22 protein-coding genes are annotated in these 25260 nt (G+C 32.9%); 9 read left to right on the top strand and 13 right to left on the bottom strand.

Annotated elements, in window-relative coordinates; translation table 11 throughout:
• Positions 1 to 84: 84 nt before the first annotated feature.
• Both uvrB and EF513_RS02630 read right to left on the bottom strand, forming a co-directional pair.
• On the bottom strand, positions 85 to 2049 hold the full coding sequence (gene uvrB, locus EF513_RS02635) for an excinuclease ABC subunit UvrB (RefSeq protein WP_125215868.1): 1965 nt from the start codon (positions 2047 to 2049) through the stop codon (positions 85 to 87).
• Positions 2042 to 3037 carry an RluA family pseudouridine synthase gene (locus EF513_RS02630; protein ID WP_125215867.1) on the bottom strand — a complete coding sequence of 332 codons (996 nt, stop codon included), beginning with the start codon at positions 3035 to 3037 and terminating at the stop codon, positions 2042 to 2044. The genes uvrB and EF513_RS02630 overlap by 8 nt, the downstream gene beginning before the upstream one ends.
• A 169-nt stretch (positions 3038 to 3206) precedes the next feature.
• On the opposite strand from EF513_RS02630, the gene EF513_RS02625 reads away from it, so the two are divergent.
• Complete coding sequence (locus tag EF513_RS02625; protein WP_125215866.1) at positions 3207 to 3620, top strand: flagellar assembly protein FliX; 414 nt, start codon at positions 3207 to 3209, stop codon at positions 3618 to 3620.
• 32 nt (positions 3621 to 3652) lie between these two features.
• Here EF513_RS02625 and EF513_RS02620 read toward each other — a convergent pair whose 3' ends face one another.
• Complete coding sequence (locus EF513_RS02620; RefSeq protein WP_125215865.1) at positions 3653 to 4453, bottom strand: SDR family oxidoreductase; 801 nt, start codon at positions 4451 to 4453, stop codon at positions 3653 to 3655.
• 96 nt (positions 4454 to 4549) lie between these two features.
• Here EF513_RS02620 and EF513_RS02615 point away from each other — a divergent pair, with 96 nt between their 5' ends.
• From EF513_RS02615 to EF513_RS02605, 3 genes are all read left to right on the top strand, one after another.
• Positions 4550 to 6283, top strand: a complete 1734-nt coding sequence (locus tag EF513_RS02615; protein ID WP_125215864.1) for a cation:proton antiporter domain-containing protein — start codon at positions 4550 to 4552, stop codon at positions 6281 to 6283.
• An 83-nt stretch (positions 6284 to 6366) separates the two neighbouring features.
• Positions 6367 to 6753: a DNA-directed RNA polymerase subunit omega gene (rpoZ, locus tag EF513_RS02610; RefSeq protein WP_125215863.1), complete on the top strand. Its 387-nt coding sequence runs from the start codon at positions 6367 to 6369 to the stop codon at positions 6751 to 6753.
• Positions 6754 to 6813: 60 nt separating this feature from the next.
• Positions 6814 to 7953 carry a hypothetical protein gene (locus tag EF513_RS02605; protein WP_125215862.1) on the top strand — a complete coding sequence of 380 codons (1140 nt, stop codon included), beginning with the start codon at positions 6814 to 6816 and terminating at the stop codon, positions 7951 to 7953.
• A gap of 489 nt (positions 7954 to 8442) precedes the next feature.
• Here EF513_RS02605 and EF513_RS02600 read toward each other — a convergent pair whose 3' ends face one another.
• Together EF513_RS02600 and EF513_RS02595 are read right to left on the bottom strand one after the other, a co-directional pair.
• Positions 8443 to 9606, bottom strand: a complete 1164-nt coding sequence (locus tag EF513_RS02600) for a hypothetical protein (RefSeq protein ID WP_125215861.1) — start codon at positions 9604 to 9606, stop codon at positions 8443 to 8445.
• A 226-nt stretch (positions 9607 to 9832) separates the two neighbouring features.
• On the bottom strand, positions 9833 to 10597 hold the full coding sequence (locus EF513_RS02595) for an alpha/beta fold hydrolase (RefSeq protein WP_125215860.1): 765 nt from the start codon (positions 10595 to 10597) through the stop codon (positions 9833 to 9835).
• 160 nt (positions 10598 to 10757) lie between these two features.
• Here EF513_RS02595 and EF513_RS02590 point away from each other — a divergent pair, with 160 nt between their 5' ends.
• From EF513_RS02590 to EF513_RS02570, 5 genes are read left to right on the top strand one after another with little or no spacing between them, the layout of a single operon-like run.
• Complete coding sequence (locus EF513_RS02590; protein WP_125215859.1) at positions 10758 to 11765, top strand: tol-pal system YbgF family protein; 1008 nt, start codon at positions 10758 to 10760, stop codon at positions 11763 to 11765.
• Positions 11752 to 13062 (top strand): tRNA lysidine(34) synthetase TilS, encoded by a 1311-nt coding sequence (tilS, locus tag EF513_RS02585; protein ID WP_164503803.1) that lies wholly within the window; start codon positions 11752 to 11754, stop codon positions 13060 to 13062. The genes EF513_RS02590 and tilS overlap by 14 nt, the downstream gene beginning before the upstream one ends.
• Before the next feature lie 46 nt (positions 13063 to 13108).
• Positions 13109 to 15013: an ATP-dependent zinc metalloprotease FtsH gene (gene ftsH / locus EF513_RS02580; RefSeq protein ID WP_125215857.1), complete on the top strand. Its 1905-nt coding sequence runs from the start codon at positions 13109 to 13111 to the stop codon at positions 15011 to 15013.
• A complete protein-coding gene (gene glmM, locus EF513_RS02575; RefSeq protein WP_125215856.1) occupies positions 15010 to 16350 on the top strand; it encodes a phosphoglucosamine mutase in 1341 nt (446 codons plus the stop codon). Before ftsH ends, glmM begins: the two co-directional genes overlap by 4 nt.
• A gap of 15 nt (positions 16351 to 16365) precedes the next feature.
• Positions 16366 to 17310 (top strand): AAA family ATPase, encoded by a 945-nt coding sequence (locus EF513_RS02570; protein WP_125215855.1) that lies wholly within the window; start codon positions 16366 to 16368, stop codon positions 17308 to 17310.
• A gap of 1250 nt (positions 17311 to 18560) precedes the next feature.
• Here the strand turns inward: EF513_RS02570 and pal are convergent.
• The 8 genes from pal to EF513_RS02530 all read right to left on the bottom strand — a co-directional run bounded on the left by pal (position 18561) and on the right by EF513_RS02530 (position 25260).
• On the bottom strand, positions 18561 to 19031 hold the full coding sequence (pal, locus tag EF513_RS02565; protein WP_125215854.1) for a peptidoglycan-associated lipoprotein Pal: 471 nt from the start codon (positions 19029 to 19031) through the stop codon (positions 18561 to 18563).
• 179 nt (positions 19032 to 19210) lie between these two features.
• The gene (tolB, locus tag EF513_RS02560; protein WP_125215853.1) at positions 19211 to 20542 is read right to left on the bottom strand and encodes a Tol-Pal system beta propeller repeat protein TolB; all 1332 of its coding nucleotides are present in this window, start codon (positions 20540 to 20542) and stop codon (positions 19211 to 19213) included.
• Between the two features lie 18 nt (positions 20543 to 20560).
• The gene (locus EF513_RS02555; RefSeq protein WP_125215852.1) at positions 20561 to 21469 is read right to left on the bottom strand and encodes a TonB C-terminal domain-containing protein; all 909 of its coding nucleotides are present in this window, start codon (positions 21467 to 21469) and stop codon (positions 20561 to 20563) included.
• Between the two features lie 20 nt (positions 21470 to 21489).
• Positions 21490 to 21918 (bottom strand): protein TolR, encoded by a 429-nt coding sequence (gene tolR, locus EF513_RS02550; RefSeq protein ID WP_125215851.1) that lies wholly within the window; start codon positions 21916 to 21918, stop codon positions 21490 to 21492.
• Positions 21919 to 21932: 14 nt separating this feature from the next.
• Complete coding sequence (gene tolQ, locus EF513_RS02545; protein ID WP_241208591.1) at positions 21933 to 22607, bottom strand: protein TolQ; 675 nt, start codon at positions 22605 to 22607, stop codon at positions 21933 to 21935.
• Between the two features lie 143 nt (positions 22608 to 22750).
• Positions 22751 to 23788: a hypothetical protein gene (locus tag EF513_RS02540; protein WP_125215849.1), complete on the bottom strand. Its 1038-nt coding sequence runs from the start codon at positions 23786 to 23788 to the stop codon at positions 22751 to 22753.
• A 3-nt stretch (positions 23789 to 23791) separates the two neighbouring features.
• On the bottom strand, positions 23792 to 24544 hold the full coding sequence (locus tag EF513_RS02535) for a hypothetical protein (protein WP_125215848.1): 753 nt from the start codon (positions 24542 to 24544) through the stop codon (positions 23792 to 23794).
• Complete coding sequence (locus tag EF513_RS02530) at positions 24532 to 25260, bottom strand: uroporphyrinogen-III synthase (RefSeq protein WP_164503802.1); 729 nt, start codon at positions 25258 to 25260, stop codon at positions 24532 to 24534. The genes EF513_RS02535 and EF513_RS02530 overlap by 13 nt, the downstream gene beginning before the upstream one ends.

The following is a 25260-nucleotide window of genomic DNA, read 5'->3' as shown; positions in this document are numbered from 1 at the left end:
CATCGGTATATAAATTTTAAAGTTAAAAACTATATTTTAATAATTTGTTTCAAGTATATGGTTTATTATAAAAAATAATAAATACTATCCCCCTTGAAATAATCTTTTCTCTAGCTGTGTTATTTGATCTCTAATTTTTGCTGCTGTTTCAAACTCTAGGCTGCTTGCAGCGCTAAGCATCTTTTTGCGTAAGTCGTTAATTTGTTTTGTTAATTCTTTGAAATCAAATGGTTTTTCTTGAGTACTATGCTTTTCTTCTATTTCTGCAATTTGTTTGGCTATAGTTTCAGGCCTAATACCATGCTTTTTATTATATTCTAATTGAATATGACGTCTTCTTTCAGTTTCCTTTAAGGCTTTATCTATTGATTTAGTCATTTTATCTGCATATAATATTACCCTACCATTAATATTTCTAGCGGCTCTACCTATGGTTTGAATTAAAGAAGTTTCACTTCTTAAAAAGCCTTCTTTATCTGCATCTAAGATAGCAACTAGGGCGCATTCTGGTATATCAAGTCCTTCACGAAGCAGATTAATACCTACTAATACTTCGATGTCCCCTCGTCTTAATTTATTGATAATTTCCAGTCGTTCTAAAGTTAAAATATCTGAGTGTAAATATGTTACATTAATACCTACCTCACTTAAGTATTTGGTTAAATCTTCGGCCATTTTTTTAGTAAGTGTGGTAACTAATACTCTTTCATTATTTCCTGTAGCAATTTTACACTCGTTAATTAAGTCATCTACTTGCGTAGTTGCAGGTCGCATAATGCACTCAGGATCAATAAGTCCTGTTGGCCTAATAACCTGCTGTACAAACTCCCCTTTAGTTAGCTGTAATTCTAGCTCCCCAGGAGTAGCTGAAACATAGACGGTTTGTGGCCTGAAATTATCCCATTCCTCAAATTTCAGCGGCCGATTATCAAGGGCTGAGGGTAATCTAAATCCATATTCTACTAAAGTGGTTTTTCTAGCTCTATCTCCATTATACATTCCTCGAATTTGAGGAAGAGTTGCATGAGATTCATCAATAAACAAAAGAGCATCTTTTGGTAAATATTCAAATAGTGTAGGTGGGGGCTCTCCAGGATTTTTACCTGATAAAAAGCGTGAATAATTTTCAATCCCTTTGCATGCACCGGTTTCCAGCATCATTTCAATATCAAATAAAGTGCGTTGTTCAAGGCGTTGTGCTTCAAGTAATTTGTTGTGATCTCGAAAAAAATTTAGCCTATCAATTAATTCTTCTTTAATTTGTTTGATAGCATGCTGCAATTGATCTTTCGGTGTAACATAGTGTGAGCTAGCATAAATAACTGCACCTTTAAGCTTGTTAAGTTTTTTGCCGGTAACAATATCAAATTCATTAATTGCATCGATTTCATCACCGAAAAAACTTATAGACCAGCCTTTATCTTCAAAATGAACAGGGATAATATCAATATTTTCGCCTCTTACCCTAAAAGTTCCACGCTTGCTTTCAAGATCGTTACGACTATATTGTAGCTCAATTAAGCGCTTAATAAAAAGATCTCTTTTGTATTTTTCTCCGAGTTTTAAAGGAATAACCATCTCAGAGTAAAGCTGAGGTGATCCTAAGCCATAAATGCAGGATACAGAAGATACTATTATAACATCCCTGCGCTCTAAAATTGCCCTGGTAGCTGAGTGGCGCATCAAATCAATTTGCTCATTGATTTGAGAATCTTTTTCAATATAAACATCTGTCCGGGGTATATAAGCTTCTGGCTGATAATAATCGTAATAAGATACAAAATACTCGACAGCATTATCAGGAAAAAAAGTTTGCATTTCCTGGTATAGTTGTCCTGCTAGAGTTTTATTATGAGCCATAATCAAAGCAGGTCTGCCCGTTTCTTTAATAATATTAGCCATAGTAAAGGTTTTACCTGAGCCGGTTACTCCTAATAAAACCTGGTCACGTTTTCCTGTGTATAATCCATCAACCAATTTTTTGATAGCTTGCGGTTGATCTCCCTTGGGAGTGTAGTGGCCTGAAATATTAAATAAATTGCTACTCATATTGTTTAATTATATTAATTAAATCTATAATGTCTTGTTCAATATCAATTTTAAATTCCATTTTTTGATTAGTGTTAGGGTGGAGTAGTCCCAATTTATAAGAATGAAGCGCCTGTCTAGGAAATTCTTTTAAAGTTTCTCTGAGTTCTTTGTAAGGATTATTCCAAAATTTGCGATTATTGTTGTATAATTTGTCCCCAATTAAAGGATATCCTAAATGGTTAAAATGTGTTCTTATTTGGTGAGTACGGCCAGTATCTAATTTACATTCTATTATTGAAATTTGAGAGTTACTCATATGTTCTATAACGCTATAGTGAGTAATGGCTTCTTTGCCACCTGAAGCTACTGCACGCATCTTAGTCCTATCGCGTGAATCGCGGACGATGTGAGTTTTAATTGTACCCTTTTTAGGTGATACTAATCCATAGGTTAAGCAAATATAAGTGCGGGAGAGGCTTCTGTCTTTTAATTGCTCACTTAAATTTAAATGAGCTTGATCGTTTTTAGCAACCACCATAAGTCCTGAAGTATCTTTATCAAGTCTGTGGACAATGCCCGGTCTATCGCTGCCGCCAATGCCTGATAGGTTGCTTTGTAGGTATCCAACTAATTCGTTAGCAAGAGTATCATCAAAATTACCATTTCCAGGATGGGTAGTAACCCCTGCCGGTTTGTTCACTATTAAAATATCATCATCTTCAAATATTACCTGGAAAGTTTGAGTATTTTTAGGTACTAGAGTGGAAGGCTTGGCTTTAGGTAGGTGAATTATTAAATTAGAGATATGTTGAAACTTTTCGCTGGCATTGCTAATAATTCCATCGTTTATATGAATTCCACCATCTTTGATAATTTGCTGTATTTTTTGCCTTGAAAATTGTTGATTATCTTTGTTTAATACTTGAAAAATAATTTTATCAAGTCGGGTTTTGTTTTCAAAATGCAGATTACAAAATTTTAATATATTATGTTCAAATTTAGACATTTAAATCTTATTAAATTTAATAGCTTCAAAAATATAATATCTATGATAGCGTTAGTATTATTTATAGCGAGTATAACGACAATGATTTACGCTGTTAAGAATTTTATTGAAATAAATAATCAAAAAGAATTAAATGCAGAAAAATCAGTAGGCGGAAAATAACTTAAGTATGAAAATTGATCAGATTAATTTAATTCATAAAATTGCTGATAATATTAAAGCGCCAGTTGCTAATAATTCTTTTTCTAATGAATTTGCTAAAATATTAAAATCACAAAATGTTGTTAATAATGCTCAAGCATTGCAAGTGAATAATCTTAGTTCTTTATTTGCACTACAGCAAGTTGCCGAATCTTTCTCTAAACAAAAACAAATAGATTTTATTAAAACCCGTATTGATAAGTTAAAACTTATTAAGTTTAAATTGCTACTTAATAATTTTGATAAGCAAATGCTACAGGATTTAGAAGAAGAGATAGAAAATACAGCCGATCTTATAGAAGATTTGGAAATAAAAGAATTGTTAGAGGAGATAAATATTTTATCAGCTGCAACAATTGCAAAACTTAAAAAACAAATATAAATTTTTAAACTTAGATTGTTTAATTGTTGGATTTAATAATAATCTGTTCTCATTAAGTTTCTTCCTCCATCTAAGTGAATAATTTCACCTGTAATGCACCGAGTGGTGATTAAAAACTCTATAGTATTAATAACATCCTCTACCTTGGTTGCCACTTTTAAAGGATTATGGATTAATGACTGAATGAACTTCTCTTCGTTTTGCTTAGAATCTTTAATAAAAGGACCAGGAGCAATGCCATTGACTCGTAATTGGGGGGCTAAGGATAAGGCCATTAATTTTGTAGCATTAGACATGGCCATTTTACTTAAAGCATAAGATATAAACTCATTTTTAGGATGGGCAGAGATACAGTAATCTAACATATTAATTATATTAAATTCCTTAAGGCTTTTCTGCGTTCTAAGGATATTGACAATAGAATTGGTTAGCAATATTGGTGCTTTAAAGTTTATATTAAGATGCCTTTCAAGGTTATCGAGGCTTAAATTGCTAAAATTATCATTTTGAAAATAAGCGGCATTATTGATAACTAAATTGGGAACTCCGAAATCTTGGCAGATATTTTCAAAATCATTTGATAAAGATATAAGATTATTAAAATTAGATTTCAGGACAGTAATACAACTTTCTTTATCTTTAAAATTTTTTATCAATTCTTCTGTTTCATACCAATTTTGATTGAAATGTAAAATTACTTTCCAATCCTGATTTAAGAAATGACGGCATAAAATTTTACCTAATTTACTAGCAGCTCCGGTAATCAAGGCTATATTTGGGGTCTTAATTGCTGGCATGTTTAAATTTAAAATTTTCTCATTGTTATTAAGCATAATTTTTTTCTAGTATTTGTATTAGATTTATTTTATATTAATCAAACTTATCTAACTAATTATCAAGTTTTAAATATACATCAAGCCACATGCCACATGCCACATATTAGTTTTTTACCAAATATTGTATACTTACTTGCAGCAGCAGTAATAATTGTAGCTATCTTTAGACATCTTAAACTGAATCCTGTGCTGGGATATTTTGTTGCTGGGTCGATTTTAGGTCCGTCTATGCTAAACTTGGTAAATCCTGATGATCTAAGTATTTTTGCTGAATTTGGAGTGGTTTTCCTATTGTTTGCTATAGGGCTTGAGCTTACTTTTGATCGTTTGAAAGCGCTAAGATTATATGTATTTGGAATGGGGACGGCTCAAGTAATGATTACCGCTGCAGTGATAGTAGGGGCGGTAGTATTAATGGGGCTTCAGATTTCTAAAGCAATAATTATCGGGATGGCGTTAGCCCTTTCTTCTACTGCTATAGTTTTACAAGTGGTTGCTGAAACTAGAACTCAATCTACGCAAGTCGGGCGTCTTTCGCTTGCAGTATTGTTATTGCAAGATTTTGCGGTGGTACCGCTTTTGGTGTTATTACCTTTAATGGCTTCTGAGGCTAAAGATACTAATATTGCGGCAATAATTGGCATATCATTCATGAAAGCTATTATGGCCATCTTGCTGATTTTTATTGCCGGTAGGACTTTTTTAAAACCATTTTTTTCCTTAATACGTGCTGATAACGCAGCAAAAAATAATGAAATATTTGTAACCACTACTCTGTTAATAGCCCTTGCTGCTGCTTTTGTTACAGATCAGCTTGGTCTCTCTTTAGCGCTTGGTGCGTTTTTGGCTGGATTACTTGTGGCGGAAACTGATTTCCAACACCAGGCAGAAGAAAGTATAGCTCCGTTCAAGGGCATATTCCTTGGTTTATTTTTCATGACTGTAGGAATGCATATTGATTTTAATTTTATTGCAGATAACTATGTAAGAATTTTAGAGTTTTCTGTGCTGCTTATAGTTGTTAAGGCTACTATTATTACTTTATTATGCTTATTATTTAAGTTTAATATAGGAACTGCTCTGCATACCGGCTTGCTATTGAGCCAAGGTGGTGAGTTTGCTTTTATCTTATTTGATCTTGCTCAAGAGCAAAATTTAATAGATCGGCAAACTGCTCAAATGCTATTGATGTTAGTAACAGTAACAATGGCAGTTACTCCGTTATTATCTTATATAGGAACAGTATTATCCCGCAAACTTGATACTAAGCCGGTACAGCAAGGGCTGCATTATATGCTTAAGCAAACTGCAGACTTGGATAATCATGTACTATTGATTGGATTTGGTCGTGTTGGAAAAATGGTGGCTCGCCTGCTTGAAGCTGAATCAATTCATTATGTCTGTGTAGATAACAATGAAGAGGTGGTAAATGATGCTAAAAAAGAGCAATTCCCGGTATATCTAGGCGATGCTAGTCATATTAAGGTGCTTGAAGTGCTAGGTATTGAAAGAGCGCAATCGATTATTATTAGCGTTAATGATGATAGACTTCTTTACTCAGCGTTAATTAATATTAGAAATAAATATAAAAATATTCCTATTATTGTACGATATAGAGATATGTCACAGCAGAACGAATTAAAAGCAAAAGGTGCTACTGCGGTAGTGCCTGAAACCTATGAAACTGGGTTGCAGCTTGGAGGCGCGGTATTAAAAGCGGTGGGTATTAGTGAATATGAAGTAAGCCGTATTAAAAATAAGTTCAGAGCTGGCAATTATCTTTATGCTAAAGAAAGTGATGAGCTGTCTAAGGAAAGTGAAAACTGAATGCATTTGCAATGAAATTAATTGCAAATAGGAAAAAATAAAATATAGTTGCTTCAAAACAATTCTAAGGGAAAACTAGATTTATGGCTCGTATCACAGTTGAAGACTGCGCAGAAGTTGTTGAAAATAGATTTGAATTAGTAGTACTTGCTTCTCATAGAGCAAAAGTAATTACTTCCGGTTCGCCAATAATGGTTGAGCGAGACAATGATAAAAATGCTGTTATTTCTCTTAGAGAAATTGCAGAAAGAAAGGTGGATACTAATCATCTACGCGAATTAGTAATTCAGACCATGCAAAAAACAATTCAGCGTGATATTGATGAAGAAGATAACCTTTTGGCTGCTGAAATTGAAGAAGAGATGAATGCGCTAGATATGGTGGATGATGCTGACTTTGTAGGCAACATAGAAGGTGACGAGGCTTTTGATGGAGACTTCGGCGGGGATAATATTGAAGTAGAAGACTAATCAAATTACGCTTTACTTTAAAAAAAAGCCCTTTTTTGAGGGCTTTTTTTTAGGATAATTATGTTTTATACTCAGCAAATTCACAATTTTAACTCTGAAGTTTTTTCTGCATATTGCAATTCTTCAGCAGAATTTATAAAAATTTTTCAAGAAAAATATCTTAATATCTTTGATTTTAATAATAATTTAAAATCGAGTGATATGCAATTTGCATTGCAAATAAAAAATAATTTTAAAAATTTTATAATTGTAGGTATGGGGGGTGCTATATTAAACCCTAGGATGATAGCCTCCAATTATTACCCTCAAAGTTTAGAGAATGTATCGAACCTGATTTTCATAGATTATTTAGATGAAGCGGAAATAAATAAACAATTAGCAAAAATTGAACTAAATAATACCTTTGTTTTGGTAATTAGCAAAACTGGTAATACAATTGAAACTTGTGTTATCACAGACTATCTAGTGAACAAATTTGAAAATCAAGCTCAGAGGATATTAGACCATTTTGCGTTTATAACTACCCATGATTCTAAAATAGGTAATATAGCGAAAGAATATAAAAGTAATATCTTAGTCCATCCGGAAGTTGGAGGTAGGTTTTCTTCACTCACTAAAGTTGGATTGATTCCTGGCATCCTTAAAGGTTTTGAGGCGGATAAGGTTATTAAATCGGCAAAAAGCAGCTTAGAAAGGTTTTTATCTAACCCTCAAGATCATAATTCATTTAGATCGGCTATATTTTTATACCATACCCATGCTAACCAAATACTAATGAGTTATAGTCTAAGTTGTTTAGATTTTGCTGGCTGGTATGCGCAAATTCTAGCTGAATCTTTAGGAAAGAAAAGGCAAGGAATTACCCCCATTTTAAGTTTATGTCCTACTGATTATCATAGTCAAATGCAATTATATCTAGATGGACCGCAAGATAAAACTTTTAATTTAATTGCTAATGAGTCTGTATTTGAAAGTGGCTTAGGTAAAATTGCTAAAGGCCAGTTTAATGCTTTAACACGGTTTTTAAATCAACATGATACAGCTTATAGAATAATTAGTTTGCCTATAATAAACGAAGATGTATTAGGTGAGATAATTACTGATAGAATAATTGAAGTGTTATTCTTAAGTTTTTTAAAGAAAATTAATCCTTTAGGTCAGCCAATTGTAGATGAGCTTAAAAGCTTAATCGGTTATTAGGTCAATAATTATGATAATTCAGCAGCAGACTGAGGTTGTGATGTTTGTTGTAGAACAGCCAAAACCTTGAGGATAAAAGAATTTGAAGCTTTGTTGCCAATTTTCAGCCCTTGTAAGAAAACGGTGGCTTGTTGTTCCAATTTAACTACATTACAGTGTTGCCTTGCTAACAAGACTACTATCAATTGAAGATTATGTATGGGCAGCAAATCATCTTATAGCTATGGCTTAAGAAGGTTGAGCTACATTTGCAAGGTAAATTATGGCTATTAATATTATAATGGCTGTTAAATGTCATCTAAAATTTAACTGAATTTGCTATAAGGTTAGATGGTAAAAATACTTGGTAATAGATGCTATATTTCTAACAAAAATTTTAAACAGCTATTTGCCAAAGGTTTAAGCTGATTTACTAATTCTTGTAAAGATCTGCAAATCATTTAATCTCATAAAAAGAGTGCTATTTTATCCTAATCTTGCATGATAATCTCAAATAGATTTTGTATTTACTCCAGCCGCTTTATTATCTATCATTGTTACAAAAGTGCCAGCTTGAACTTGTAAATTATTGGCAGTTTTAGTTAGATTCATGCAGTTTATAACTTTGTTGGTACTGTTCCCAATAATATCAGCAGTATAACTGAGTGCTTTTAAGTTCCTTAAACCTGGTACATAACGTCCTGCTACAAATAATACAGCCGAAACTATAGCTAAGCGTGCCAAGTAAGTTATACCGGTGCTGATTATGCTAACAACATGGGGTCTTTTTTGGATAGTAAGATAATTACTAATAGGAGAGTTAAGTATTATCCATGCATTTGCAACTTGGAAAGGATAAGCTAGCTTCTTTGCTGCAAAATCAAAAGGTTGAAGAAACATTGCTGCTATGCCTTTTATTTTGCTAGTAAAGGGCTTAGCATCCCATAAATCTTTCTTAGCTTGCTTAAGTGCATTTTGAATATTGCCTAGCTCTTGCTCTGCTTGGATTTTTGTAGATAAGGAAAGATTCAACTTTAATAATTCTATGCGGTTAATATCTAAAGCTTTCGAAGCATTATCATGCTTTGGATTTAATTGCATCTCTCGTGCTTCTGCTTTCTCTATCTTTGCTAATAAAGCTATAGCTTTAGTTAATTTATCCTGTAAAGCTTGTAATGCTTCCACTCTTCTTGTTAAATCGTCAATACGAGTATCCTTTGATGGTATATCTACCCGCTGATGTAAGTTGTTTAAAGCTACTAAAGCATGCTCGTTCGTAGTTTTTGTCGCTATATCTTCTGTAACTCCAGATGTATTTTGCTCTTCGCCTAAGGAAGTTAAACTAATGCCTATATCTGGTAAGTTATGTGCATCTATATTGGCTGCCGAATCTTCCTGATCAGATGCATTTTGGCTATTTAAGCCATATAGACTCGTGGAGTAAAATAATTGACGGTTGGTAGGTAGGTCGCCATCTTCATCTTCATCATCAGGGTTATTATAATTAAAATATATATCTTCCAAATTATAGTTCTTCGCAAGCATATCTTCTTGCATCTCAGGTGTATAGTTTGCTTCCGCTATAAATTGGCAGGGTGAATCTATGTTAGTGAAAGGATATTCTTTTTCTTGACTTACATCTTTAGCAATTTTTATTGGTATATCGGTTGACATTTTTATTCACCTAAATATTTATTTGCTGTTAATTTTATTTAATTTTATATGGATTTAGTAATTTATATTAATGTGTGCTACTGCAAAATAAAGGAAAAAACGGTTAGTCACTAACAATGATTTAATGCTAGAGTGGTTATTAATGCAATCAGTTGATTAATAATAAAGCAACATACTTTTATCTATCAAATATAAGATGTCTATATAATTAAGTATGATTTCTAAATTAGTTATTCTTAAGGAAATTATCTATTTCAGTAGCTAACCAAACTGGCACTTCTTGCATTGGATAATGGGCAGAATTTTTAGCTATTTTTAACTCAGCATTTTCAAACCATTTTTTGATAGTATTCTTCATACCTTGTTCGTTATAAGCTTCTATATCATATTCCCCGGTAATTACTAATAATGGCTTATTACATCCTTGTACTGATTCCGTAAAATCAGTTTGAGTAAACATTTTTAAATATCCTAAGCGTGCTTCAGTTGTGGCAGCTTTGTGCCATTGTTGAGCTTTATATTTTATAAAAATATTTGAATGCCTATTGCCTGACATCATATTCGCGGCTTGTGCGGCTTTGTTCAAATCATTATCAGCAGCCTCTTTCATAAAATCAAAAGTATCCTTATCGGCGGGTGATCCGCAAGCGGGAACGGGAGCAATAGCAATAGCTTTGGCTATTCTGTGCGGAAAATGCGCGAGTAAATATTGAACCGTCATCCCACTCATAGAATGACCAATAATAGAAAATAAGTTAAATCCTAACTCATCAGCTAAGGTTAGTATATCACTCACAGTTTCTAAAACGCTATATTCGCCTTTAAAGTGTTTGGATTTACCATATCCCCTAAGATCGGCAAAGATAAAAGTAAAGTGCTGTTGATCTAAGTAAGGGATCAGAGCGGAATAACTGCTGACATCTGAAAACCAATCGTGAAGAATGATGACCTTATGTTCGCCCGTACCATATTGGTGATAACCAATAGTCATATTATACCTACTGAATAATAATGTAAAAATCTTGAATAATTAAGCAGTATATCTCTAAAAAATCAAGCTTATAAATAAAATTTGCAGTTAAAACATTTATTTACTAGATTTTTTCTATCTAAATATTATCATTTGTACAAAATATTATTATGTAATGTGTATGTACTATAAGCTAATCAAATTTTTAGTTATAATAACTATAAGTATAAGCAATGTTTGCTTTGCTGCAAGCTATGACGCAAATTTAAATTCACGCCTCCTAAAATTAGAAAGAGATTTAGATATTGTGCGCAAACAATCCTACAAAGGAACTACTGCTAACATTACCAAAAACCTAAATACCGATGCGGCAGAAGTTGAATCGCGACTATTATCAGTGGAAGAACAATTAAGATATCTCAATGGCAAATTAGAAGAAAATGAATTCTTAATTCGTCAAAATCAAGAAAAACTAGACTTGCTTAACAATGATTTTGAACAAAGATTTAAGCAACTAGAAGAAAATACTGCCAGCAGCAATAAAACACATGCTTCTTTAGACAGCGACACAGCAAGCGATATGGAAGAAATAGCTTCTGATACAAGCAAGCCAAAAGCTGTGAAAAAACCAGCGGATAACACAGTAAAAAAGCCTACTAGACAAGACGTTGCAGATCTGGCAAAAGGTAAACCACTAAATCAGCAACTCAAAGAAATTGAACAAAAGAAACAAAACTCTTCTCAAGCCCCAGAGGATACACAGCAAGCAGAAGCTGAAGCAGCTAAATCAAGCGAAGAAGAAAAACAGGCAATGTACAACCAAGCTTTGCAGCTTATTAAAAAGAATCAATTAATAGAAGCGGGACAAACTTTAGACAGCTTTATAAAAAAATATGGTAATGATCCCTTAGTAGGCTACGCGTATTATTGGTATGGTGAAACATTTTTTTCCCAAAAATTATTTGAAAAAGCGGCTATACAATATTTAAAAGGATTTAAGTATTTTCCAAAAGGTAAAAAAGCTCCTGAAACTCTGTATAAAGCTTCTATTGCGCTAGGAAGAATCAAAAAGAATAAGGAAGGTTGTAACTATATTAGGAAAATGTATACTCTGTTTCCTGATTTAAATGCTAATCTAAAAGCTAAGGCTGATAGAGAATATACCAGAATGGGCTGTGATAACCTCTAGTATCATTAACAAATTCCAGAAAATCTGGAATCAATTAGATTTTTTTAATGAAAAGATCCTGGTCGCAGTGTCGGGTGGAGCAGATTCAATAGCATTACTACGACTATTACTTGAATGCAAAGAACATTCTAAGCTGATAGTCGTAGTAATAGATCACAAAATGCGCTTAGAAAGCAGCGAAGAAGCCCACTTTGTAGAAAATTTATGTAATTCTTATCAAATAAATTGCATTAAAATTATCTGGGATGAGGACAACCTTAATAAAAATCAAGAGACTGCGCGTCGCTTTAGATACGCACAACTCTTTCGTATAGCTAAGGATTACTTCGTTTCTGCTATTGTTACAGCGCACCACAAAGATGATATAATTGAAAATTTTTTTATTAGAGCTAATCGTGGAAGCGGTGTAGATGGCTTAGGCCTTGTACAGCCTGTTACGTACCAGCAAAATGTTAAACTTGTTAAGCCATTAATATTTTTTTATAAAGAAGAATTAGTAAAATATTTAAAATCAATCAACCAACAATATTGCATAGATCAATCTAATTTTAAACCAACCTATCTTCGTAATCGCTTCCGTCAAATGCTTAATAGTTCAGACGATTTTAATAAGCATAATCTTTTTACTACCTGTTTGAATCTTACACGTAATTATTTAAATAAAATTGAAACCATTGCTGGGCAAGTGCATTATGTAAGCTCTTTCTATCCTTTTGGCTTAGTAGAAATTAACTCAGAAAAATTCATAAACTTGACTTATGAAAATGCCTTGAGTTTGCTTAATAAGATACTAATTTATTTAGGCAATAATATTCAAGCGCTTAGGCTCAATCAACTCATTAATGTATTAGATAAAATCAATAACCAGCAAAATTTTAAAATTTGCTTAAACAAGGTTATTATCCAACAAAAAAATAAAATCATTTCATTTTATCAAGAAAATACTAACTATCCAAAGAGCATAAAAGCTCATGCAATTTATAGCGACTCATTTTATACAATTAAAAATTACTCCTTATATAATTTAATTTTACGAGCACCTAGCAAAAATGAACAGAGCCAATTTACCTTAAATAGTAAGAGTAAGACTCGATATGCACATAAATTGTATCAATTAAGAAATACTTTGCCGATTTATTACATCTCTGGCTTGAAAAATAAGTACCTAGCGCCTACATTAACTAATAATGAAATTATAATTAATTGGATGCCGGAGCAGCCTTTAATTTCACAACTTCTAACTTTAAAAGATTTGAAGTTTTTTGAAGAACTTGTGATAACAAAAAAAATGCTTTAGAATCTAAATACTTTTATAAAATTACTATTTAGGATAAATTAGGAAAATGCATAATTTTGGTAAGAATTTTTTAATTTGGACGTTAACTTTCGCCATATTATTCGGTGTATATAATTTTTTTCAAGGTAATTCATTATCTGGCGGTTATAATAATTACGCGTTCTCAGACTTTATTAACAAAGTTGAAGATGGCCAGGTAGCAACCGTAATTATTCAAGGTAAAAATCTTGAAGGCCGTTTAAATGATGGAACAAGATTTTCAACTTTTACCCCGGACTACCCAGATTTGGTAAATAAGCTTAAAGCTAACAATGTTAGAATTGAAGCTTTGCCGATGGATACTAAAATGAATTCAGTACTAGGGATTCTACTTTCTTGGTTCCCTGTTTTATTGTTAGTAGGGGTGTGGATTTTCTTTATGAAGCAAATGCAAGGCGGTGGTAATAAAGCCTTAGGTTTTGGTAAATCCAAAGCAAGGCTGTTGTCAGAAAAATCAAAAATTACTTTTGATGATGTAGCAGGTATTGATGAAGCAAAAGAAGAATTAAAAGAAATTGTTGAATTTCTAAAGGAGCCACTTAAATTTCAGGCTTTAGGTGGAAAAATTCCAAAAGGTTGTTTGCTTATTGGTCAACCAGGTATGGGTAAAACTTTACTTGCTAAAGCTATTGCAGGAGAGGCAGGCGTACCTTTTTTCATCATCTCTGGTTCAGACTTTGTAGAAATGTTTGTGGGTGTGGGTGCCAGCAGGGTTCGTGATTTGTTTGAAAAAGCTAAACAAAAATCACCTTGTATAATTTTTATTGATGAAATTGATGCAGTAGGCCGCCATCGTGGAATAGGATTTGGCGGTGGAAATGATGAAAGAGAGCAAACGTTGAACCAAATTCTGGTTGAAATGGATGGATTTGAACCCAATGAAGGGGTAATTGTAGTGGCAGCAACAAATCGTCCAGATGTGTTAGATCCTGCGCTGCTTCGTCCAGGTAGATTTGATAGACAAATTATTGTTTCAGCACCGGACGTTAATGGTCGTGAACAAATTTTAAAAGTACATTTAAATAAAATTCCTTTAGGACCAGATGTGGATCCGCGGGTTATTGCAAGAGGTACTCCTGGATTTAGTGGGGCTGATCTGGCTAACCTAGCGAATGAAGCAGCACTGCTTGCTGCAAGACGTAATAAAAAAGTTGTTACTATGGAGGAGCTTGAGGCTGCAAAAGACAAGGTGATGATGGGAGCTGAACGTAAATCACTTGTAATGAGCGAGGAAGAGAAAAAGCTTACAGCTTATCATGAAGGTGGGCATGCGTTAGTAACAGTATTTAGCCCGGCATCTGATCCTATTCACAAAGCTACTATTATTCCAAGAGGAAGAGCTTTAGGATTAGTGATGAGATTACCAGAAAGTGATAGGTTATCCATAACTTTTGAAAAATTAAAAGCCGATATAGCAGTCGCTATGGGAGGCAGAGTGGCAGAAGAGGTCATTTTTGGCCATGAAAAAGTTACTAGTGGAGCTTCTTCTGATATTCAGCAAGCAACCAAAATGGCTCGTGCTATGGTTGGTGAATGGGGAATGAGTGATAAGATAGGTCCTGTCTATCATGGAGGTGAACAACGAGATCAATATTTAGGTGGCAGCCAGTCTAGAAATGAATGTTCAACTGAAACCGCTGAAATTATTGATAGTGAAGTAAAACGCCTGGTTGAACAGGGTTATACTCATGCAAAAGAGGTGATTATTAAACATTTAGATAAATTACACTTAATTGCCAGTGCTTTACTAGAATTTGAAACCTTAACTGGTGAAGAAATTCAAGACTTGATTAATGGCAAAGCCATCAAACGAGGAAGTGATTCATCAACAGATACGGACGCCCAAAAGCCAAATATCAAAAATATTTTTACTACTCCACTTGAGGATGCGGGCAGCAGTACTACAGCATGAAAAAGAATCTTTTTGGCACAGATGGGATTAGGGGGGTAGCAAACTCAGGCTCTCTTACTCCTGATATTATAATGAAATTAGCAGTAGCAACCGCAAAAGTGTTAAATAAGCCGCATCAAAACAAAGTCTTGATAGGTAAAGATACTAGGTTATCTGGCTACTTACTTGAGAACGCCTTAACAGCAGGCTTTATAGCGGCAGGTGTTGATGTATTGTTAGTAGGCCCTTTGCCTACGCCAGCCATCTCAATGCTAACTAGAGCAATGCGTGCTGATTTTGGTATAATGATTTCTGCTTCACATAATCTATATCAAGATAATGGTATTAAGATTTTTAATTCAGATGGTTATAAAATTTCTGAAAAACAACAGCTTGCTATTAGTAAAATAATTAATCAGGATGATTGGCTCAATTATTTAGCTCCGTCGCAAAAATTAGGAAAAGCTAAAAGAATAGAAGATGCTCAAGGAAGATACATAGAATTCGTTAAAAGCTCTTTCCCCAAAAATGTTACCTTAGAAGGATTAAGGGTGGTAATTGACTGTGCTCATGGGGCTGCGTATCATATTGGACCTACTATTTTATGGGAACTCGGAGCAGAAGTAATAGCGATTGGCAATACGCCTGATGGGTATAATATTAATGCAGATTGCGGCTCCACTAAGCCTCAATTGTTAGCAGAAAAAGTTATAGAAACCCGAGCAGATATTGGTATCGCTCTTGATGGTGATGCTGATAGAATTGTAGTAGTAGATGAAAAAGGCCAAATTTTAAATGGTGATGTAATTTTAGCTTTAATTGCTAAACATTGGCAGAAAAATTATATGCTGAATATTCAAAAAATTGTTGCCACCCACATGACCAACCTAGCTTGCGAGGACTATCTAAAAAAGGAACTTGGTATTGAAATGATTCGTACTGATGTAGGCGATAGCAATGTAATGAAGGCTATGCTTGAAGGCGGTATCAACTTAGGCGGTGAACAATCAGGGCATATTATTATGACGGATTTTGCCTATACCGGAGATGCCTTAATAGCAGCATTGCAAATATTAGCTATTATTGCGCAGAAAAAAGAAAAGATTAGTAAAGTTGCTGCATTTTTTGAAAGCTATCCACAATTGATTCGTAGTTTTCCTTACAATGGTTCTAATCCGCTAGATGATTTACATATTTGTGAGCAATTAGAAACATTACACAATAAACACCAAGATACAAGAATTGTAATTAGAAAATCAGGTACCGAAAAAGTTATACGGGCTATGGTTGAAAGTAAAGAGGCTGAAAAAGTTGAACACTGCCTAGAAGAAATATCTAAAATTCTTAAATTATCATAGAATCAAGTTAATTACATGACTTTAGAATATTATATTAATACCCCATATCAATTAACTAAAGATAATTTATTTAACCTCTCATTTCCTTATCAGCTACCTATTTTAAATGCTGATCAATATCAAAGCCACGTCCCTAATATCAATGAAAATTACCTATTTAATGATAATACTACTGAAGCTATTTTGCTTGGATTATTGTTTAAAAAAAGGGTGCTCTTACACGGACTTCATGGTTCGGGTAAATCTTCTCATATTGAGCAAGTAGCCGCGCGTCTTAATTGGCCTGTTTTAAGAATAAATTTTGATGGCTTTTTAAGCCGTTTTGAGCTTATTGGGCGTGATCAAATAGTGATTAAAGATGAAAGCCAGATAACTGAGTTTAAATATGGCTTACTCCCGTGGGTTATTACTAAACCTTTCATTTTGATTCTTGATGAATATGATGCAGCGCGTCCTGAGTTGTTATTTGTTTTTCAGCGATTGCTTGAAAATGATGGTAAGCTAGCTCTTTTTGAAACTAATGAGGTTATTACTCCCCATCCTGATTTTAGAATAATGGCTACCTGTAATACTATTGGTAATGGAGATGAGCATGGTATTTATAACGGTACCAATATCTTAAACCAAGCGCAGCTAGATAGATGGAATATTATCCTGCAATTAGACTATCTAAAAAGTGAGCAGGAAATTATAACCGCTTACAAATTATATCCTCAACTCACAATGCAGCTTACGGAGCAACAATTAAATTCAATTATTTTATTTATAGATCTGCTGCGCAAGTCATTTTATACTAAAGAAATTACCACTTTTTTCAGCACTAGAAATATGCTAAATTTTATGTATAACATATGCTTATTTAATGATATTAAAAAAGCTTTAACAGTTTCCTTTATTAATAGATTAGATTCAACTGAAAAATACCTCATTGAAGAATTATATCAAAGATGTTTTGATTAAATTTCAACAATGCTTCTTCAGTAAAATTAGGCATTTCTGTAGAATTTTCTCCAGGTTTGATAAATCTTGTTACTATTTTTCTTGATTTCCTCAACTGTGTAGCTGCTCTTATTTGGCTTTGTTAGAAATCTTCACATAACCTAAATTAATTAAATAAATTTGTGATATCTATTTTCATGGTCATTTTCTATAGGTTCTATAGATTATTGTGAGCCAATTTGGAATTTAGTAGGTCTTTTACTTAATTTGTTCTCTGGTTAGAATATCATTTATTTCAGTTGCTAAAAAAGTAATATCAATCATGCTGTAATGAATAATGATTAGCTAACCAAGAATTTGAAGCCTAAAAGAAATATATATAATACATAACCAATAGTTATATAGAATCTTGAAATGAGATAAATTTTATATATAGATAATAGTCATATTAAGGTTCCAATCTTTTATATAAGCTACAAGTGGTGATAATTGATGTTATAGATAAAGCACTTAAGAGGAAATAATACCCTTTGATATAATGAGTATTTACAAAAATTAGTGGGTGATTATATATTTATAGCCTTTATGGATTTATAAATTCTTGTTAAGGTTGTGATAATGCTAGTCTTCATAAATCTTTTAAAGCTAAACGAATTGAGTGGAAGGTTGGATGTAGCTTGTTATTTTTACCGCCATATTCCTTAGATTTAACCTCCTATCCACACTTTCCCGGCTAACTTTAATGTGATAATTAAATCTTTTTTCCCACTTTTTCTTACCTCATTTTGCTGCTGGCGATGTTTTTTATTCGTAATCTTTTTAAATTAATTGGCTATACCATATTATGCAATCTTGGGCATAGTTATGCTTGTATTATAAATGTTTGTCCAATTGACAAATTTAAAAAAGAAACTTAATAAACAGCTTTTAACCTATAAAAAGGAATTAAAAAAATACCGCAGGAAGATGAGTAAAAAACTAGAAATTTTAAAAGATTTAGTGAAAAGCAATAATGCTTTATCTGTAGTTAAGATTATAATTTTTAAGAAAGTTCTTGCTTTCAAAGTTCACTAAAAATAAATGGATATACAAAGGGGTAAGATTTTATAACCGTAAGAGAAGTTATTACAGGTAACTTTCAATTATTGTAAATTGCTATTACATAAGCAAACTAATAGAAGCATGAAGCTATTATTAACTAAAGTAAGGTAATAAAAAATCCGATCATTAATTATAATGATCGGATTTTAAGTAAAGTTTTATAACTAAAATTAGTTATTTATAACTGTAACAGCACGACGGTTTTTAGTGTGCTCTTCTTCGCTAGTAGCTCCAGCAATAACAGGACGCTCTTTACCATAAGAAACAGTAGTAATGCGATCAGCTGAAACACCTAAAGAAACAAGATATTTTTTAGCGGAATTAGCACGACGCTCACCTAAACCAATGTTGTATTCGCGGGTACCGCGCTCATCAGCATGGCCTTCAATAGTTACAGTTGCATTGTTGTATTGTTGTAACCAAGAAGCTTGACGCTTTAAAGTTTCTTGTGCTTCAGCAGAAAGATCTGATCTATCAAAAGCGAAGAAAACTCTATCACCAATGTTAGCTTCTAAGTCTGATTGAGTACCTGGAACAACTTGACCTGCACCAGTAGCATCGCCAAAACCAACAAATCTACCATTAGAACAAGCTGATACCAATACTAATGAAAGTAAAACAGCAGCAATTTTATTAAACATTTTTGTCTCCAAAATTAAAGATTCGTCTTTAATAATTTATTAGTTAAATAAGTTACAACTAATTATTTAAATAATAATTACTTCATAATTAATTGCAAAGTTTTTTTAACATCTAATTATTTTTGGTACACCTTTATTAAGTATACGTCAATAGGTTATAAAGTATTTTAAATACTAAGCTAGTATAATTCTAGCAAGTTTGACCAAGCAGGGTCAGAAGCATCACCAGGTGTGGCAATTTCGCGCTCATTGTACCCTGTAATATCTATAGAGTATACTTTGGCTGGAGCTGGGTTACCCTTAGAGCCTCGTTCTTGTTTGGTAAACATTAGTACTCTGCCGTTCGGAGACCAAGTAGGCCCTTCTACTAGGTAGCCTCTTGCTAAAATCCGTTCCCCGCTTCCATCTAGGCGCATTACTCCTATTGAAAATAAGCCGCTTCCATCAGCCCATTTAGTAAACGCTACCAGGTCGCCCCTAGGAGAAATTACAGGTGTTGCGTATCTTCCTCCTCCTGAGCTAATTCTTTTGGCATCGCCTCCGCTGCTTGGCATAATATAAATTTGTGGTTTACCCCCACGATCGGAGTTAAAGAGTATATGCTGGCCATCAGGGGTATAGCAAGGAGAAGTATTAATTGAATTACCAGCGGTAAGTTTAGTTTTGTGTAAGGTGTATAAATCTAGATTGTATATATGACTGGAGCCGTTATATGCTACAGACATAATAGCTGCTTTACCATCTGGTGAGAAACGAGGTGCAAATGATATACCGGGAAAATCTCCTACCATTTTTTCACGCCCAGTTTCAATATCCCTTAAATATACTCTAGGAACTCTTTTTGCATAAGACATATATAACACTTGATTAGCAGCAGGTGAAAACCTTGGGGTAATAACTAAATGCTGTCCGCTGGTTAAAAATTTATGATTTTCACCATCATAATCCATGATAGCTAGTCTCTTAATTTTATGGGTTGCAGGTCCACTTTCTGCAACATACACAATCCTTGAGTCGAAATATCCTTCTTCACCGGTTAAACTCTTATAAATATCATCGGCAATAATATGAGCAATACGACGCCAATTGCTTTCTGCAGTAGTAAGAGTTTTACCTGCAATTTGGGTGCCAGCAAAGATATCCCATAAGCGATAAGTAATTGTAACTTCTCTGCCTTTAAAATCAATACTACCTATGCTTAGAGCGGTAGCGTTGATTTGACGCCACGAGGCAAAATTTGGGATTAAATCTTTACCATCTGATATTTTTTCTATAAAAGCGCTATGATTGATAGGTTTGAAGAGTCCTGAGCTTTCAAGGTCATTGCTTATGACCGTTGAAATTTGCTCGCCTATTTTTTTTTCATTTAAATTTTGACCGGTAAAATTAGGAACAGCAATTGGCATGGGTTCCATCATGCCTCTAGTAATATTAATCTGAGTTATGGCAAGTGAATACTCATTACAGATTAATAATCCAAGTAACGATAATAAAATTGATTTTAATTTCATAATATACCTCAATATTTTTTAATATAGCACTTGGCTTGGATCAAAGGTTAATACTACTTCTTTCCAAGAATCATATTTGTTAACAGGTAAGTTTTGTATAGGGCTGGCTCTATATACTGCTCGCACTGCACTTTCAGCAGCAGCTTTATAAAAAGTACTAGTACCATTAAAGTTGGTATCAAGAATTTTCACACTAGTAACTTCCCCATCTGGATTAATGGTTATATTTAATTTAATAATTAAATCTTTAGCATCCTTAGCTCCCGCCGGAACATTCCAATTTTTTTCAATCTGAGATCTAATAGCATCCATCTCACTTAAAGATAAAGGGTCGCTTTCGTTATAATTACTGCTGTCAGACTTATCATTTAGCTCACTGACTAAATCATCAAGTTCTTTAGATTGTTTAGGTTTATTTTTTTGCGGAATATCTTTGGTGGTAGTTGATTCCTCTAATGTTTTCAGCAAAGCATCAAAATCTTCGCTTTCATCATTCTTTTTTACTTCTTCTTTTTTCTTTTGAGCTGCTTTATCCTCTTTGCTTTCCTTAGGCTTTATTTTTTCTTCTTGCTTTTTCTTTTCCTCTTTCTTTTTATCTTTGTCTTTTTTTTCAGGAATTTTAACATCTGTTTTATCAGGCTTAGGTGGGATTACTGGTTTAGCAGTATCTTCTTTTTTCTTGGCTGGATCTGTTTTGATTTCTTCTTTGGGTTTAGCTGATTTAGGTACAATTTTTTCCTTTTCAGCCTTTTTAGCAAAGCTTTCGGTCTTTTTTGGTTTCACGTTAGATTTATTGCTAACGGGAAGCATTTCTAAGGAAATAGCAATTTCTTCTGGAGCAGGTTTCCAAAGAATAGGGGTTCCAATAATAAGTATTAGAAAGATAAAAACATGCAATGCTAACGAGTAAATTAAAGGTTTTTTCATATCGTTAGTACAATGAGCTGTTACTTGTTGGTAATTTGAGTAATGAGTGCTACTTTAGTAAATCCTGCAATGTTAATTGAACTTACTGTTTGCATTATTGTACCATAATCTACTGATTTGTCACCTCTAACAAAAATCCTGGTATCTTTCTTTTCTTTAGTAATAGCTAATAGCTTTGGAATTAGCTCACCATCTTCAATTTGAGTATCTTGAATAAAAATATTGCTATTTTTATCAATAGTTACAGCGAGTGGTTCATCATCTCCTACTATTGGAGTATCTGTAGCTTCAGGGAGATCGACGTTAACACCTGAAACCAGCATCGGCGAAGTAACCATAAAGATTATTAGTAAAACTAACATTACATCTACAAATGGAGTCACATTAATGGAGCTCGCTAATGCAAAGTTATTCCTTTTGTTTTTTTGTTGTGAAGTGTCAACGCCCATAATTTATTCTCAATTTAAATAGATTCATCCAGTTCTCTAGATAGCAAAATTGTTAGTTCTGCTGAAAAATCATCCAATTTTGCAGTAATCTTTCCAAGCTTAGTAGTAAGCATATTGTAAAATATAACTGCTGGAATTGCTGCAAATAAACCGATTGCGGTTGCTAGTAATGCTTCGGCAATACCGGGAGCTACCACTGCAAGACTGGAGTTTTTAGAAGCTGCAATTGATTGAAAAGAATGCATAATGCCCCACACGGTACCAAATAAACCAAGGAAAGGTGCATAAGAGCCAACAGAGGCTAAAACCGGAAGCCCTGTGGACAGATGATCGGTCTCGCGGCTAATGCTAACGTTCATTGCTTGTTTTAAACGATCTACTATACCTGACTTTAAATTTGGATTATGTTTTACTAAATGTATTTTATTTTTACTCCATTCATCCATCGCTACACAAAATACGCTGGCCATTGGGTGGCCTGGTTTGTTTTTCAGTTTATCATATAGTTGGTCTAAAACCTGACCAGACCAAAATTTTTTTTCAAAATTATCAGTTTTGATACTAATAGCTTTATATTTAAGCCATTTTTCAAATAATATAGCCCAGCACCAAACCGAACAAATAATTAGAGCCAGCATTACCAATTGAACCACAATATCTGCTCTTGCGACTAGTGATAAAATTGACATATCAATAGGTGCTACATTACCGGCTACTTCGGCAACAGTTACTGCTGGCGAGTTTAATCCAGATTCAATCATAAATTTTCCTTCATATAATAAAAATATTAATTAATATAAAAATAACATTAACTAACTGAAACGCAAGAAGATTAAACAGTAAATTCATCAGTAATTAATTTGCTGGCAGTTTCGTGTGCCATTTTAATATCATGTTTGCTAAGGCTATGATAAAGATTTAGTAATGAGAATAGTTTTTGTTGATGAGAATTAGCAGCTTTCAAGGAACTTATCTCAATTGAGGAAGAAAAATGATTATGACTAATTAAATAAAAATAAAGATAAATCTTCCAATAGAATTGATCATCCCTCTTCGCAAAAAGCTTGCTGGATTCCTTGATAAAGGCTTCATAGTCTAAATGATCATAAATTTTTTGTAACATTAAAAATAATTCATACGAACAAGACGCGTCCCAATATTTTTCAATTAAACTTAAAGCCTTATTTTTTTTATCTAAATTAATATAGCAATTAATAAGTATTATCAGCTCTTTAGAGCTAAATTCTTGATCTAAATTAGTTTCCAAAATTTTGATAGCTAATTTATAATCATGATTAATAATATAGTTCATTGCTTTTAAGTGATTTAGTTGATTTATAAATTGAGTGCGAATAACAGGAAATCGATCAAAAATGGGATTAAGTAATAATTTTTCAGCAGGGTCTATTTGAGCGGTATTGATTGATTCCTGAATATCTTGGTACAAATTTAAAACTTTTCCTGAAAAATGTTTGGATAAAATTTTAGTATTATCCTTGTTTATTATTGTTATAAGTAACTCTTTTAATTCTTCATCATCAATTCTGCTTGCTTGGTTTTGTGCCTCAGCTGTATTATTAAGGCGTAAATAAATAAGACAATTAACTAGATAAGTATAATTTTGTTGAAATTTAAAAGAGTGAATCTTTTTGACAAACAAGCTTGGTATCATAAGAAAATTGCTTATAATATCATAGGCTTTCAGTGCTAAAGAAATAAGAACGATCAAGGTAAAAGCTATTACAAGTAAGTTAATAGTGATGCTGGTTTCATTAAAAAGGATAGTGATTTCTTGATTAAGAGGAAAGTAATTGAGGTACAGCAATAAAGTTATACAGAAAATTGTTATTAATTTTAATAAAGTCCACATAAGCTATTTCTCTTTTTCTATTCTGGCTAGTGTCAAGATGATAAAGTTATTCCATAAATTATTTAAAAATAATTTGATTTGCATAACATCATTAATTTGAGAGCGTATTTCACGCAATTCTAGCTCATCTAGTTCTGAATTATTAATTAGATATTGATCAATGAGCTTGATAGCAGTGTTATAATCATTGCTATCAAGAGCAGTTATAACTTGAGGATATATGTTATTAGAGTTTGGAACAGAGGATATGGTGGTTTCAATTTTAATTAACTTATTTATCATAGAGCTTATAAGTTTGTTTTCTTTTTCTGCTAAAGAGGTTGATTGTATTTGTAACAGTTTTTCTAAAGTAGATTTAACATGTTTCATGTTAGGAATGCCTGTGTTTTTATAATTCTGGAGCAATTCATACTCATCAAATTTAATATCGGGAATAATTTTTGCCAACATGAGTAATTCTTGTTCAAATGGTGCATGTTGTATGATTTTTTGTTCTAAGTTTCTAAGAGCTAATAATGCTGAAAGTTGATGATAGCTGTTTAATTCAGAGAGTTGGTTAATTTGAGCGGTTGTATCTGGAGCCATTGTTGGGCACGATGGACAGGCTGTTTCATGTAGCTTGGTATTTTCGCTAATAAGTTCCTGAATATTTATAGTTTGTTTTGTTGATGTATGCCAAAAATAAAAATTTCCACCTAAAGAGGCAATCAAGAGCGATATAAAAAAAATAATAAAAATACTTTTTATTTTAGACATAGTTGCCTAGCCTCTTGCTTAATTTGTAAAATCATTTTAAAAATTTCTTTTATTTCAGGAATCGGGATAGTTTTAATATTTTTAAAATAACTATGTAAATAATCGGCAATTTTATTACTAAAAGCAATAATTATGAGCTCTTTATTAAAAGATATAAAATTAGTGGTACAAATTTCTTTAGCGGCTTCTAGCGAAAATACTGGTAATAGCACTAGATTATCTGTATTTGTTTCAGAAGTAATCACGGTGGTTAAATTCGAAGTGGGATGCATATGATAGCAAATAAATTCATCTATTGATATTTTATGGATAAAAAGTTCTTTTAAATTTGCTGATATTTTGGCGCCCCTAAGATACAAAATAGTTGCTAATAATGCAGAATGGTTATTCAAATATTCGATCAGGCCATTAATGTTATTACCGCATTTGATAATTTTATTTTCTAGTCGCTCTACACATTGTTGGTATAGTTTGTTTCCAACGGTTAATACTAATAAGCTTCTTGGTAATGAAATTTGATGAGAATTTAGATATTCAAGAGCCTGGTTGCTAGTAATAATAACAGCATTATAAGCTGGCAACCTATCAAGCGAGATGATAGTTGGGGTTAATACAGTGTGAAAAAGAGGGCAGTTAATAACCTTAATGCGCTGTTCCTTGCAAAATTCATTTAAGCTTTGTTGGTTATTAATGGGACGAGTGTTAATTAAAGTCAT

This window comes from Rickettsiales endosymbiont of Stachyamoeba lipophora, assembly GCF_003932735.1.
Classification (GTDB): domain Bacteria; phylum Pseudomonadota; class Alphaproteobacteria; order Rickettsiales; family 33-17; genus RICK01.
This window is presented reverse-complemented; position numbering and strand designations above follow the sequence as displayed.